The sequence below is a fragment of the Marinobacter sp. MA genome (assembly GCF_048298425.1).
Taxonomy (GTDB): Bacteria; Pseudomonadota; Gammaproteobacteria; order Pseudomonadales; family Oleiphilaceae; genus Marinobacter; species Marinobacter salsuginis.
Window position 1 is genome coordinate 469,269 of sequence record NZ_CP103058.1, and the last position, 14,724, is coordinate 483,992.

The window sequence follows — 14,724 nt, forward strand, 5'->3', positions numbered from 1 at the left end:
CTATCGGGCCGTTACTTGTAGTACTTGCGGAATTCCGGCTTGCGCTTTTCCTTGAAGGCGTTGACGCCCTCTTTGGACTCGTCGGTGTCGTAGTACAGGCTCAGGGCTTGCATGCCGAGGGCACCGATGCCGGCGATGTTGTCGCTGTCGGCGTTGAACGAGCGCTTGGCGATGGAAATGGCGGTCGGACTCTTCTCCAGGATCTCGTCACACCACTTGCGTACTTCCTCGTCCAGCTGCTCCGGGGGTACAACGGCGTTTACCAGGCCCCATTCCAGTGCCTGTTGGGCGGAATACTTGCGGCACAGGTACCAGATTTCCCGGGCCCGTTTCTCGCCCACAACCCGCGCCAGGTAGGCGGTGCCGAAACCGGGATCGACGGAGCCGACCTTGGGGCCAACCTGACCGAAAATGGCGGTTTCCGAGGCGATGCTCAGGTCACAGATCACGTGCAGCACGTGGCCGCCGCCGATGGCGAAGCCGTTGACCCGGGCAATCACCGGCTTGGGTACTTCCCGGATCAGGCGCTGCAGTTCTTCCACCGGCAGGCCGATCAGGCCGCGACCGTCGTACTGGCCCTCGTGGGCGCCCTGGTCGCCACCGGTGCAGAAGGCCTTCTCGCCGGCGCCGGTGAACACGATCACGCCGATGTCCTTGTTCCAGCCGGCACGGTGGAAGGCGTCGATCAGTTCCATGCAGGTCTGGCCGCGGAAGGCGTTGTAGCGGTCCGGGCGGTTGATGGTGATGGTGGCGACGCCATCGGTTTCGTCGTACAGGATGTCTTCGTAATTCATGCTGTGTTCTCCATGTTCGTGAAAGTGGGCGTTAGCCGGCCATGGTCAGGCCGCCGGACACACTGATCACCTGGCCGGTGATGAAGTTGGCGTCGTCACTGGCGAGCATGGCGATGATGCCGGGGTAATCGTCCGGCTGGGCCAGGCGTTTCATGGGCACGGCGTTGCGGAAGGCTTCCAGCAGCTTTTCCGGGTTGGGTGCGGATTCCGCGACACCCTTGAGCAGGGCGGTGTCGGTCGGACCGGGGCAGACCACGTTCAGGCAAACGTTCTTGGTGGCCAGTTCCCGGGCCACGGTCTTGCTGAAGCCCACCAGCCCGGCCTTGCAGGCGGCGTAGACGGACTCGCCGGAGGAGCCGACCCGGGCCGCGTCGGAAGCCACATTGATGACCTTGCCGCCACCGGCGGCCACCATTTTCGGCAGCACCACGTGGTGCATGTTCAGGGCGCCGGTGAGGTTTACCGCAATCAGTTGGTCCCAGAGTTTTGGTTCGGTCTTCAGGAATGGCATGAAGCGGTCGAAACCGGCGTTGTTGACCAGCACCGTGGGCACACCCAGATCGCTTTCCATCGCAGCCACGGTCTCAGTGATCGCGGCATAATCGGTGATGTCTGCGGCGTAGGCCTTGGCCTCGCCGCCTGCCTCGGTAATCAGGTCTACCGTGGCCTGGGCCGCGTTTTCGTCACGGTCCAGTACGGCCACCAGGCTGCCTTCCTCGGCAAAGCGCTGGCACACGGCGCGTCCGATGCCGCCGCCACCACCGGTGACGATGACTGTTTTTCCGTTCAGGCCTCTCATGATGACTTGCTCCTGTTGTTGTTAAATCAAATGGGTCAACTGCGCTTGGCCGGTTCGAGGCGCACCTCTTTGGCTTGCTCACGCAGCTTGAATTTCTGGATCTTGCCGGAGGCAGTGCGGGGCATGGCCTCAATCACTTCCAGGTATTCCGGCAGGTAGTTTTTGGACAGTTGCTGTTCGGTCAGGTAGGCCTTGATCTGGTCCAGGGTCAGGTCGGTGGCGTTCTCGTCCAGGGTCACGTAGGCACACAGGCGCTCGCCCAGGCGTTCGTCGGGGCAGCCCACCAGGGCGACATCGACGATGCCCGGGTACTTGTAGAGCAGGTTTTCTACCTCCACCACCGGGATGTTCTCGCCGCCCCGGATCACCACGTCTTTGGTGCGACCGGTGATGCGGATGTAACCGTCCTTGTCCATGCGCGCGAGGTCACCGGTGTTGAACCAGCCGTCCTCGTCCACGCCATAGAGTTCCGGGCGCTTCAGGTAACCGATAAACAGGCTGGAGCCGCGAACCAGCAGGCTGCCTTCCTCACCGGCAGGCAGTTCGTTGCCCTGGAAGTCGGTGACTTTCACTTCCATCCAGGGCAATGCCTTGCCGTCGGACTGGCTGGCCCGCTCGGCGGGATCTTCCGGGCAGGTCATAGTGACTGCGCCGTTTTCAGTCATGCCCCAGGCTGAGACGATCTTGGCTTTCAGCACCTTGCCGGCCTGTTCGACCACAGCGCTGGGGATGGGGGCGCCGGCGGAAACGAAGATGCGCAGCGAATCCAGTTCGCCCTCGTGCTTGGGCGCGGTCTTGACCAGGTCGGCCAGGAAAGGTGTGGCCGCCATGGTGAAGGCCGGTTTCTCGGCACCTATTACCTTGCAGACGTAGTCCGCGTCCCAGATGTCCTGCAGGATGGCGGTGGTGCCCAGGTATATGGGCATCATGATGCCGTACATGAAGCCGGTCTGGTGGGCCAGCGGGGAGGCCATCAGTACCTTGTCATCCGGCGTCAGGTGCAGGCGCTCGGCGTAGGGTCGCACATTGGAAAACAGCGTGTTGGAGCTGTGCATGACGCCTTTGGGCTCACCGGTGGTGCCGGAGGTGTAGAGGATCTGGATGGCGTCGTCGGCGGTGAGCTGGCACTCGGCAAACAGGGCCCGGGTGTCCTGCTGTTCTTCCCAGGCGGTCTCCATCAGGCGCTGCTCGAAGCTGCGTTCGCCTTCGCCGCCGATCACCAGCAGGGTTTCAAGATTGGGCAGTTCGTTGCGGATTCCGTCGATCATGGCCTCGTAGTCAAAGTCCCGGAAGACCTTTGGAATCACCAGCAGTTTGGCTTCGCCATGCTTGAGCATGAAGCGCAGTTCCCGCTCCCGGAAGATGGGCATGAGGGGGTTCAGGATGGCGCCGATACGCATGCAGGCCAGGTGCAGGGCTGTGGTCTGCCACCAGTTCGGCAACTGGCAGGCCACAACCTCGCCTTTCCCGATGCCCATGGCCGCCAGGCCCGCTGCCATGCGGGTGACCTTGTCATTGAGCTGGCGATAGGTGAGAGCGGTGCGGGTGTCACCGGTGACCTGGTAACCGACGATGGCTTCCCGGTCCGGGGTGCTGGCCACGGCCTGGTCCAGATAGTCGGTAATGAGCTTGTCGTTCCATGCGCCAATCTCGACCATGGCGGCGCGGCGTTCCGGATTGAGAGTGATGCCTGTATCCATCTGATTCACCTGTTGTGTCCGGTTTGTTTTTGTTAGGAGGGCTGGCCACGAGCTGACGCAGTATCCAGCCGTATCAGTTTAAAAAATACGCCTTTCCAAAATAATATGTCAACATATTGCTTTATAAATTTTGATGCTGAACTTCAGGGTTTGAGAAAATTGTATTGGCTTGTTTGGGATCGTAAGGCGGGCCTGGGAGGCAGCTCTATCGATATTTGACAATATGTTGTTTTAAAGGTGGTGGGTCGCAGCAGGCTCAATTGCCAGTTTTTCTGAGCAATCTACTATCTTTGCTGGGAGGCGGGTGCCACGTTGGCGGGTCATTCCAGGTTTGCCAATTCCAGAACCATGGAACGCAGTTCAACTGCTGCAGGGGAAAGGGGCCTCCCGCTGCGCTGCAGGAGACCATACCGGGTCTGCAGAGTCTCAATCCCTGTTACCGGAAGGGTTTTCACCTTTCCGCTATTGAGTAAGCCGGCCACGATCGGTCTGGGTGCAATACTGATGGCCTTGCTGCCAGAAACAATGGCCGCGAGCATGGCGATATTGTCGCACTCGATTCGCCGTTTCAGCCCCCCTTGTTGCGCACTCATGGTCTGAACCTTTCTTTCCATATCTTCAGGCAGACGGGTCATGGCCAATGGATAATCCAGCAAATCTCCCCATACCACCCCCTCCTCCCGAGTCAGCGGATGGTCGTGGCGACAAAACACAACAACTTCGGGCTGTGGCAAGTGGGTTATTTCCAGGTCCGGATCGCCCGACAATTCGCCGGTATCGGCCACAAACAGTTCTATCTCATGATCCAGCAGCGCAAGGCGTAGTTCCTGCCAGTTATCTGTTCGAATATTGAGGCGAATGGCCGGGTACCGATCAACAAATCTGGCACAGACCCTGTCCATCAGGGCGAGCGCCGGATAAGGCCCGGTGCCGATATTCAGCTCCCCTGTCTCAAGCTCATCAATGGCTTCAACTTCTTGTCGCAAAGACTCTGCCGCGGCCAGCAGGCCCCGGACATGAGGCAGGGCGGCTCGCCCGTGCGCGGTCAAAACCACCCCGAAGCGCCCCCGATCGAACAGCCTTGCACCGAGTTGGCGCTCCAGCTCCTGGATGCTGCGGCTCAGGGCAGGCTGGGACAGGTGCACGACTTCACAAGCGCGGGCGAAACTGCCGCACTCAACCAAGGCCATGAAATGCCGGATGTGTCTTGTATCCATAACCTGAACTATGCGTCAGGCGCATGGAAAGTCAATAAACATTGCATTGGATAAGCTCAAAATCCCGCTTCAAACTGCAGTTACCTGGCGCGCCATGCACAACCAATAAAACCCGGATGCCGCCAAAAACAGGAGATTTCGCATGTTACCCCTACTCAAGAAGGCCGCGCTGTCGGCGTTAAGTGCCGGTTTACTGTTTCCGATGATTGCTCATGCCGACATGTCTAAGCCGGCTACCGAGGCGACGGCGCAGTTCAATCAGGCGGTACTGAATGCACTGCCGTTTTCTGACACTCAATCGTTTGAAGATGCGCGCCAGGGTTTTATTGGGGCGTTACCCAATGGAAGGGTACTGGATAAAGAGGGACATGTGGCTTGGGATATGGCGCCCTATGCTTTTCTGGAGGCCGATGCAGCTCCGGATTCGGTCAATCCGAGCCTTTGGCGCATGGCACAACTGAATGCCATTCACGGGCTGTTCGAAGTGGTCGAGGGCATGTACCAGATCCGAAACATGGACCTGTCAAACATGACCATCATCGAGGGCGACAGCGGACTGATTGTTATCGATCCCCTTCTGACACCTGCCACGGCCCGCGCGGCTCTGGAACTCTATTACCAGCACCGAAACAGGAAGCCGGTCGTGGCCGTGCTTTATACCCACAACCATGCGGATCATTTCGGGGGTGTGAAAGGGGTGGTAAGTGAGGAGGATGTCCGGGCCGGGAAGGTTCGGGTCTACGCTCCGGAAGGGTTCATGGAGCATGCCATTGCCGAGAACGTGATTGCCGGCAATGCCATGACCCGTCGCGCCACCTATCAGTTTGGTGCCGGCCTGACGCCGGGTGTGAGAGGTCATGTCGATACCGGGCTCGGCAAGGCGCTGGGTAGTGGACCGCTGAGTTTGATTGCGCCCACAGATACGGTGCCGGACGACGCCACCCTGACCATCGATGGTATCGAAATCGAATTCCAGATGGCCCATGGCACCGAGGCGGAATCGGAAATGATGATGTATTTCCCCCAGTTCCGGGTGCTCAACACCGCCGAGATCACCAGCCAGCAATTGCATAACATCTACACTATCCGCGGAGCCGCTATCCGGGACGCCAGCGCCTGGTCCCGGTTCATCGACAGGGTACTGGTGCGCTTTGGTGATCGTGCGGATATTCTGGTGGCCCAGCACCACTGGCCGATCTGGAATCCGCAGGAGATCACGCACTTCCTCGAAGTTCAAAGGGACCTTTACAAGCATATCCACGACCAGACGGTCCGTATGATGAACCGCGGCATGTTGCCCGGGGATATTGCCGAAAACCTGCAGTTGCCTGAAAGCCTGAGCCAGGAATGGTCGGCCCGCGGCTATTACGGCACTGTCAGCCACAATGCCCGCGGCGTTTATCAGCGCTACATGGGCTGGTACGACGCCAATCCCGCCAATCTCAACCCCCTGCCACCCCGTGAAGAATCCAGGCGCACCATTGACTATATGGGCGGTGAGGCAGAAGTGCTCCGCAAGGCCCGCAAAGACTTCGCCGACGGCGACTACCGCTGGGTAGCATCGGTGATGCGAGATCTGGTCTATGCCAACCCCGAGAACCGCGAAGCGCGAGAGCTGGGGGCGGACGCTCTGGAGCAGCTGGGCTACCAGGCTGAGGCGGGCACCTGGCGTAGCGCCTATCTGGTTGGCGCACACGAATTGCGCCATGGGGTAATTGCGCCGAAACATGTGGGTTTGCAGCCGGATCTGATGCAGGCGCTGGAAACCAGCATGTTTTTCGATGCCCTGGCGGTCAAGGTCGACCCGGAAAAAGCGGCTGGGAAGTACCTGGTGATCAACTGGTCGATCACTGACCTGGGCGAGGATTTCAGGCTCAACCTGCAGAATGCCACGCTGACTCACCGGTCAGGGGAGCTGGACGAAGAAGCACACGCCAGTGTGAGCATGCCCAGGGCGGTACTCGATAAGATCCTTTTGCAGAGAACCAGTTTCCCGGAGGCAGTGCAGGCAGGTGAAATAAAGGTTGAAGGCTCGGTAGATGCCTTCTTTGGCCTGCTGCAAATGCTAGAACAGCCGCAGGCAAACTTCGCCATCATTGAACCGGTGGAGCAGCAATGATGAACGAGAGCTTCGATTACATCGTGATCGGTGCCGGCTCTGCCGGCTGCGTACTGGCGGATCGTTTGTCAGCTGATGGTCGATATTCGGTTTGTGTGCTGGAGGCAGGGTCGGGCAAGGGTTCGTTCACCATCAGCACACCCGGCGCCTTTGCCGCCCACATGTTTCTCAAAACCTACAACTGGGCATTCAACGCCAGGCCCGACCAGAAACTGCGCGGTGGTCAGCCTCTGTTTACCCCCAGGGGAAAAGGGCTGGGTGGCAGTTCTTCAATCAACGGTATGCTCTACGTGCGCGGCCAGAGAGAGGACTACGACGAGTGGCAGGCGCTTGGCAATGAAGGCTGGGGTTATCGTGATATGCTGCCTTACTTCATTAGATCGGAACACCACGAGACCCTGGCTGGAACTCCCTACCACGGCAAAGGTGGCAACCTTCATATCAGTGCCCCGGAATCGGCCGAATACCCCATGTCTGAGGCTTTCGTGGACGCGGCGCGGCAGGCCGGTTTTGTCTACAGCAGCGATTTTAACGGCGCCAACCAGGAAGGCGTGGGCTATTTCCATCTGAACATCAAGAATGGCCGTCGGTTTGGTGCGGCCGATGCCTATCTGAAGCCGGCCATGAATCGCCAGAACCTGACCGTCCTTACGGACGCACACGTCAAAAAAGTGGTATTCGAGGGCAAGCGCGCTGTTGCAGTGGAGCTACGCCACAAAGGCCAGGACCGGGTGTTGCGCGCAGATCGGGAAATCATTCTTAGCGGTGGCGCCATCAACTCGCCCCAGTTGCTTCAGCTTTCCGGAATCGGCGAGAGAGAGGCGCTGGAGAGCCTCGGCATTAGGTGCCTGCACGAATTACCGGGCGTGGGCAAGAATCTCCAGGAGCATGTAGACGCCTGCGTGCTGGTCTCAAGCCGAAAGAACAATGGCTTCACCGCCTCGGTGTTGGGCCTGCTGAAAATGCTCCCCGATACGATCCGGTACATGGTTAATAAACAGGGCAAACTGGCCAAGTCCATCACCGAGGCCGGCGGGTTTATTCGATCCCGCGAAACCCTTGATCGCGCGGATGTTCAGCTTCACATGCTACCGTTGTTGTTCGATGACAGCGGCCGTAACCTGAAACTTATGTCTAAACCCGGTTACTCGGTGCATGTCTGTGTGCTGCGGCCCAAGAGCACAGGCACCGTGAGCATCACCTCAGCCAACCCCTTTGCAGCGCCGGAAATTGACTACAGCTTCTTTGCCGAACCCGATGACTGCAAAGTGATGGTGGACGGTATCCACCAGGCGCGCCGGATCCTTTCCGCCAAAGCCTTTGACGAGTACCGGGGTGAGGAAATCCACCCCGGCTCAGATTGCCAATCGGACGAGCAGATTATTGAAAAGGTAAAGGAAAAAGTAGGCCTCGTTTACCACCCGGTGGGTACCTGCAAAATGGGCACCGACAGGATGGCAGTGGTCGACCCGCAGCTCAGAGTGCACGGGCTCGAAGGGCTGCGGGTAGTGGACGCGTCCATTATGCCGCGGCTGATCAGTGGCAATACCAACGCACCGACGATCGCCATTGCTGAAAAGGCGGCCGACCTGATTCTTGAGGCGGCGGAGGGCTGCCACATCTGATTGTCAGCTTTTAATCAAAAGCGAATATTCGACTCAGGGCTTTCCTTCAGAGCCTCCAGGTCAATCACAGCCATTTCATCCAGCATGATTGGCGGAGCAAATTGCAGGCGCTGAATGATTAAATGGCAGAGATAACCATGTTCGACTAAGCTATTGTTTTATCGATTTATGTGTAGCTCGATTGATGGATCAAAGTCAGTAATAATGACGCAGTCAAATTTCTGCAATGATAAACCGCGCTGCCTAATTACTGTTGAGCACGAATCAGGATCAACCATGGAAGCAAAGGATTATGTTTACGCGCTCGGTATTCTCGCCACTTTCGCGCTCGGCATCTGGAACCTGATCCAAGGTCAGCGGTCAGCCCGCAAGGCAAGTTTCATTAATACTGTGACTTCTCAACGGGTTCTTTGGCTAGAGCAGATGAGGCAAGACGTGGCCAAATTCATTGGCTTAACCCACACATGGGCCATGTCCGAACTGGAAGGCACAGATGCCGGACAGGAGATGCTTCAAGAAATTGACCGCTTGCGCCACGTTATTCGTCTTCGGCTAAATCCAAAGGATTCTCCAGATATTGAGATAGCGTCACTTATTAAGAAAATTCCCAACCTCACCCATGAATCCCAGCGTGACGAACTCCGTGAAGCACTTGAGGCGCTTACAGTAGCCACCCAGAAAATGCTGAAAGATGAATGGGACAAAGTTAAACGAGAGTCGAAAGACGGAGACCTCGGAGAAACACAAGGAAATGCTTAAAAATCCAGGCACGGCGACGGCTACTGCATTGCGGCTTCGCCTCCATTCCGTAGCCTCGCGTGGTGTTGGAGTTAGATGAAACGCGATGCCTGTAATTTATAATCCTCCATATGACAGCCCCATCGAAGATCTTTTTGTGCGTCATTACGAGAAGTACGCTGCGGCCTCGGTTGAGCTTGTTGCTCAAAAGGAAGTCGACACCATCTGTGGACGGTTCATTTTGGATTTTCTGGTTCAAGATGAAACCGGATACAGGGTTGGGATTGAATGCGACGGTAAAGAGTTCCATGAGGAGTCCCGCGATGAGTGGCGGGATGCGATGATCTTGGGTGATGGCCATGTGGATGCTATGTATCGACTGCGTGGTAGCGACATAAATTTCTACATCGAGGATATTCTGTTCTTGTTGGCGGAACTGGAGCCAATCATTTTTCGAGACCGCGCACACGCCAACCTAGAGGTTCTTGCCAGCCCTGAAATTAAAGGGCTAAAAAAGGATCATGGCCGTGATCACTATTTTTTTAAGTACCGAAATGGTGACGATAAAGGCTTCTTCCGGCTCGAAGCTCGGCGTCGGACTGTACCGGCCAGCGAACGACGATTCTGGCAATCGGCCTACAGATATGCCCAAGAGGTTGGAGGCGGAAAGCTGGATGATGTCATTTACAGCTATCGAAATCGTCGGCAGTCTGATTTCATCTAACAATACGCGGCACGCGGATGACCTTTCCTCCGCGTCGCTCCAAAAAGGTCACACCGGTGCGCTAAGCGTTAACTGTTGGGGAGTACATTGGCAGAAAATACTGAACTCGTAGCATGGTGGGGCGCTGTAGTAGCTACACTGGTTCTCCTTTGGGACATAGTAAAATGGATCAAATCAGGTCCAAGAATGCTCGGTACCTTGAAACTAGATGTGTGCTATCCAGACAGCGAAATTGTTTCTACTCAGCACACGTCCCACGGACCTATTAATACGCTTCAGAGCTACTGCAATATCCAGGTCGTTAATGTTGGATCACAGCCGACAACCATTCTCGGTATTGAAGCTACCCATGAAAAGAGGAAGGAATACAGGTTTGGTGCCACGGAGATGGCGTTTCGGGCCCATTTTGGAAAGACGCTACCTCAAGTAATCGGTCCAGGAGAGGCGTGGAGCTGTCGAATGTCCATGGATAGGTACGACAACATAGCAGAACATGGGCGCCCTGAAATCCATATTAGTTTGGCCCACAAGAAGAAGCCGCTGATACTGAGAGCGCCGAAGTCAGTTAACAAATCACGTAAGGCGGACGCGTGAGAAGCTCCGCTTCGTTTTCGCGTTAAACGGAATTTGAATCAGGAAGACTATGACGACATTAACTCAAGACATTCAGGCTAAAGAAGAAGAGCTCTCTGCACGACTTGAGGAGATGCGTGAGGAGGCTTTGAATCGTTTTTCTCGGATCGTTGGCCGAGAATCCACTCTTCAGCAAATGCATGCGCACGTTGGAAGGAATAACAATACTTTTGTGGATAGCGTACGCATGCAGTTCCATTCGCCAGAAGACTTTATCGCTCGATGGCTTAATGGACTGACGCAGCAAGTTATGGAGCGGAAAGATGCTATTGCTCGCCGCCGTCGTTTTGGGGACAGAAAGCGGACAGAAGAAATAATCCCCGAAATGCTTCAGGATCAGTTTCTACACAACTACATTCATCTATTCTTGGAGCGGAATTTCTATCGTAATTTTGAAGCACGAGTGAGGGCGAAGCCAGATCAAAACCTCTGGCAAGTTTGGTTTGGTGCGGGAAAACTCGTATGGGGATTACTTATTTCACCCGCCCATCGGTTTGGTGAGTGGGCAAATGACAAAAGCCAAATGCGAAGGGAGAACTATGCATACTGGACGGTGGAGCATGTCTTAGAGACTGGTTTGATAGCGCCCGAGAGCGAGAAGCCAGTAATGTTTTCAGATGTTGAGGCTTTTTTAACATTTTACCAAACCGTTTTGGCGCGTGTTTCTAATTCCCAATATGAGCAAGCTATCTCTGATAGATATTTAGCCTACATAAGGGAGAGCGAAAGCCCTGGCACCGTTCCGTTGCTGATTCCGGAGCTTCGGTATGCAGGGAAAGAGGTTAAACATCTTTACCGATTGGATTTTTCTGTGCTTAATCCTCATACGATGAAAATGGTTGGCTTTGAGATAAGTCCGGCTTCCTCGCATATGTCGATTGCAGGGAGCACCAAAAAGACACAAAAAGTACTCAACGAGGAGTTGTCGGCAAAATGGTGCAAAGAGGCTGATAAGCGCAATGCGTACTTTGAAAAGTTCGGCATTACAACAATAACGTTCACAGATAAAGATTTAGCCGATATAGACCAGTGTTGGGAAGATATAAGGCAAGCCCTTGAGGAAAGGTCCTCCGGTCCGTTGACCATAGAAGGTGCTGAACGAGAGCTACAAGCTGCTTATGCTTCCGTTGCTGTTTAAGAAGTCTATCAAATTCGTTCCGGCCTTCGGCCTCCGCCATATGCCCTTGTCAGGGCGCCGGTTAGCTTCGCGTTAAACAAATATGAAAGATCAAATCGCAAAGTATCTATCACTTGCAGGTATTGTCGCGACAGTGGCATGGTTTTTTTGGAATCCCACTGGCTGGTCCTTTGAGTGGGAGCCAATTGTGGTTTTTTTGACCTCGTTAGGTGCCTTCATTGCCTTCGATCGAAGGGAGTACTCTCATAGCCAGCATGGCACTTCGGATAAAGTCGTTAATCCTTCAGACGTATCGTTGTTTGAGAAAGCCTTGGAGCTACTCCCAAGTACCACAGTCGTTCATTTTCTTAAAAAGCATGATTTTTGGAGGCCGTTCCAGCGATCTGAAATCAAACCTATAAGTCAGTTTGTGTACGAATGGAACAATGCAGAGCATGAGTTTCAAGACGAGAGGTTAGAGATATTGAAGGCCGAGCTTTATGAGGCAGCAAGTAAATTTGACAGACTCATAGGGATTTACACCTCTCCCAATAAAGATGGTTTTCAGGCGGTTCGGCCTGACAGCTACGAGGATGGTGGCGATTTGGAATCAAAGTATCGGCGTGAGGCTAAAGAGCTCGGGGATGCGGCAGATGAGGTAGTTGAAAGCCACCAAAAATTTGTACGAGAGGGCAAGCAAATACTTGGCGGAAAAGCCGTTTAACCAATGTGTCAATGGGATCAGTTTTCCGCTATCGCTCCAAACTGGCCCGTCACCCCGACGTTATATCCAAGGTAGGCCAACGTGAATTTGTACGCTGACGTGAAGAGAAGAACGTACGAAGAAGTAGCTGAATTGCTCTCCAAGACTGGGCACGAGAGTGTGTTGGAACACATTGAAGATGATGGTGGGCGGTATCGATTGAAGGCGCCAGTCCAGAAGATTTCCCCGTTGCCCACATATAGATTCGCGTTAGCGTGCACCTTAGTGGCTCTAGGGAATCTTGAGCAAGCTGAGTCAATCGTGTCTCAGCCTCACCGTTTCATTGAACCTGGGTGGGGAGACGAGATCTCTAGAGATCTGGCACGGGCCTTCTGTGAAGATTGAATAGTTCTGCAAAACGTTCATGGCTCGGTTACGGTTAAGTCTTCAATTTCCTTATGGAGAAGACCATGACTCGAGTAAGCCATACGAAATGTAAGAAGTGTCAGAGTGTAGGTCATATATTGAAATTTCAGGCCCTTATGCACGCGGGGTATGAGTGCCTGGATATTAAGGCATGCACAGAGCGACAGAGGATCGTCCGTTCTGGGAGCAAACACTGATATAACCAATCGGTCAATCGGAAGCCAAAAGCGTACCGCTTTTGGCTTCCCTCCGCTGCGTTCCGGCGCCGGTTACCATCAGCGTTATCGCACAACCCGAATGTCCGCTTTGCGACCGAAGCTTCAGTTCTGTACCTCTTAATGTGAACTGTGGCATGTCGTTGCGTGCTATTTCGAGAAAAAAATGAGCGGAAGTGACCTTTTTCAAGCGGAAGCAAGCACGTGAGGAGGGGCTGTCAGAGAGGTTTCAGGCTACTGGCTGCCATAGCTAAAACTCACGTACTCCGCCAAAGGAACTGGTTTGCAGTAGAAAAACCCTTGACCAAAATCCGCTCCAAGCCTGGTCACGATGCGGTGCTGCTCCAGAGTTTCTATACCCTCGACTGTAACCTCTAGCTTTAATGCGTGAGCCATGGAAATCATGGACTCCATAATTGTTCGGGCATCGTCGCTGTGTTCCAGATCGGTAACAAAGGCGCGGTCGATCTTCAATCCGGTGAGAGGTAATTGGGTCAGATACTGGAAGGACGAGTAGCCCGTACCGAAATCATCCAGGCTGACTTTAAAGCCTTGATCCCGCAAACTCGCTACGGCAATTCTTGCCTGGCTCGGGTCTTGTATGAGTGCGCTCTCTGTAACTTCGATTTCCAACGATTCCGGGCTGCAACCTAGAGAGGACACAGTCTTCCCCAGATTATTGATGAGCGCTGGGTCCATGAGGTTTTTCACCGCAAAGTTAACGCTCACAGGCATTAGTTGTTCTGAGTGAATGCGTTGGCACGCTTGAGAAACAACGAACCTGGTCACCGGATTGATCAGCGTTGTTGCTTCAACTTTAGGCATGAAGAGACCCGGCATGACCCAATTGCCATCTCTGTTAAACCAACGCAACAAGGCTTCTGATCCCGCGTGCTTTCCTGTCCGCAAACAAATTTTCGGTTGATGGAAGAGTTCAAACTCCTGATTTGCGAGGCCATCGCGGACCTTGGCGATGAGTTTAACCCGGTCAGCTGTTCTCTGATCAAATGACGGGTCATAGAGTCTATAGGACGCGTTGCTCTCCATGGCGACCGAGAGACCGGTTCTTGCTCGGTTTATGATGGTTTCGCCCTTCTCGTCGCTAGGATCGAAAACATACCCGCCTGCTGCCATTTGAATTCGCAGTGCAATGCCATTCACAGTTGTTTCTTCTTCGCCAATTCTTTGAGAGATCTCGAAGACGGAGTCGATGTCCTCTGGCGATTTCGCCGAAAAAAGAAGAGCAAGTTCAGACTTGCTGAACCGATAGACCTGATGGGGGATAGCTAAATTTTTGCTGATTCGGCTCGCTACCTCTTTCACCACTTGGTCTGCTGCATCAGCACCCAATGACTGAAGTATCTCCCATAGATCCTGCATTCGAATGAGTAAAATCGCTCGCGAAGAATCATCTGGCGATCCTCTCAAAAGTTCCAGATCTCGTATCAGTGCCGCCTGAGAGTAGAGACCGGTTCTCTGATCGAGTTCGAGCGCTTTAAAATGCCGCTGGTTTGCTTTGCGGAGCCTTTGGAACAGTGCTGCCGAAAACACCCCGATAACGACAAAAAACGCTATCCGGGCTAACCAGTTATCTGTGGTCTGAAAAGTGCCTTCGCTGACATTCAGGGGCATCCACGGGCCTATGAGTACTCCTCCTGCAATTGCACACACTACGGCTCCGAGAAGGCCAAACCATGAAGCTGACAGGAGAACAGGCAGAAGTGCTACATAGGGATAGGCATAGGACGTGCCGCCGGTAATGTAGACGAGTGCCGTGGCGACCGCCAAAAGGCAGCCAATGGCGATGAACCTTAGACCGGGCGTCCGTATGTTGGATGCTGGTGTTAGGGATGAGAGTTCCGAGTTGTAACTGCTACCGGAGCTATTCATTCCTTAAACCTTAGACTGCTATTA

At 54.4% G+C, this 14,724-nt stretch carries 11 protein-coding genes; 6 read left to right on the forward strand and 5 right to left on the reverse strand.

Features of this window, described 5'->3' with window-relative positions; all coding sequences use genetic code 11:
* Positions 1 to 11: 11 nt before the first annotated feature.
* The 4 genes from NUW46_RS02105 to NUW46_RS02120 all read right to left on the reverse strand — a co-directional run bounded on the left by NUW46_RS02105 (position 12) and on the right by NUW46_RS02120 (position 4,510).
* Entirely contained in the window at positions 12 to 794 is a 783-nt protein-coding gene (locus NUW46_RS02105) for an enoyl-CoA hydratase-related protein (protein ID WP_153634365.1), read from the reverse strand.
* A 31-nt stretch (positions 795 to 825) separates the two neighbouring features.
* Positions 826 to 1,593, reverse strand: coding sequence for an SDR family NAD(P)-dependent oxidoreductase (locus tag NUW46_RS02110; protein WP_418141280.1), 768 nt, complete (start codon positions 1,591 to 1,593; stop codon positions 826 to 828).
* 35 nt (positions 1,594 to 1,628) lie between these two features.
* On the reverse strand, positions 1,629 to 3,293 hold the full coding sequence (locus NUW46_RS02115; protein WP_418141281.1) for an AMP-binding protein: 1,665 nt from the start codon (positions 3,291 to 3,293) through the stop codon (positions 1,629 to 1,631).
* 320 nt (positions 3,294 to 3,613) lie between these two features.
* The gene (locus NUW46_RS02120) at positions 3,614 to 4,510 is read right to left on the reverse strand and encodes a LysR family transcriptional regulator (protein WP_418141282.1); all 897 of its coding nucleotides are present in this window, start codon (positions 4,508 to 4,510) and stop codon (positions 3,614 to 3,616) included.
* Between the two features lie 142 nt (positions 4,511 to 4,652).
* Here NUW46_RS02120 and NUW46_RS02125 point away from each other — a divergent pair, with 142 nt between their 5' ends.
* The 6 genes from NUW46_RS02125 (at position 4,653) to NUW46_RS02150 (ending at position 12,190) form a co-directional block, all read left to right on the forward strand.
* Positions 4,653 to 6,629 (forward strand): alkyl/aryl-sulfatase, encoded by a 1,977-nt coding sequence (locus NUW46_RS02125; protein ID WP_418141283.1) that lies wholly within the window; start codon positions 4,653 to 4,655, stop codon positions 6,627 to 6,629.
* On the forward strand, positions 6,626 to 8,254 hold the full coding sequence (locus NUW46_RS02130; RefSeq protein ID WP_418141284.1) for a GMC family oxidoreductase: 1,629 nt from the start codon (positions 6,626 to 6,628) through the stop codon (positions 8,252 to 8,254). The genes NUW46_RS02125 and NUW46_RS02130 overlap by 4 nt, the downstream gene beginning before the upstream one ends.
* Positions 8,255 to 8,530: 276 nt before the next feature.
* Positions 8,531 to 9,013: a hypothetical protein gene (locus NUW46_RS02135; protein ID WP_418141285.1), complete on the forward strand. Its 483-nt coding sequence runs from the start codon at positions 8,531 to 8,533 to the stop codon at positions 9,011 to 9,013.
* Positions 9,014 to 9,098: 85 nt separating this feature from the next.
* Positions 9,099 to 9,716, forward strand: a complete 618-nt coding sequence (locus tag NUW46_RS02140) for a hypothetical protein (RefSeq protein ID WP_418141286.1) — start codon at positions 9,099 to 9,101, stop codon at positions 9,714 to 9,716.
* Between the two features lie 643 nt (positions 9,717 to 10,359).
* Positions 10,360 to 11,487: a hypothetical protein gene (locus NUW46_RS02145; RefSeq protein ID WP_418141287.1), complete on the forward strand. Its 1,128-nt coding sequence runs from the start codon at positions 10,360 to 10,362 to the stop codon at positions 11,485 to 11,487.
* Between the two features lie 82 nt (positions 11,488 to 11,569).
* Positions 11,570 to 12,190 carry a hypothetical protein gene (locus NUW46_RS02150; RefSeq protein WP_418141288.1) on the forward strand — a complete coding sequence of 207 codons (621 nt, stop codon included), beginning with the start codon at positions 11,570 to 11,572 and terminating at the stop codon, positions 12,188 to 12,190.
* 854 nt (positions 12,191 to 13,044) lie between these two features.
* On the opposite strand, the gene NUW46_RS02155 is transcribed toward NUW46_RS02150, so the two are convergent.
* Complete coding sequence (locus NUW46_RS02155; RefSeq protein WP_418141289.1) at positions 13,045 to 14,700, reverse strand: putative bifunctional diguanylate cyclase/phosphodiesterase; 1,656 nt, start codon at positions 14,698 to 14,700, stop codon at positions 13,045 to 13,047.
* Between the last annotated feature and the right edge of the window lie 24 nt (positions 14,701 to 14,724).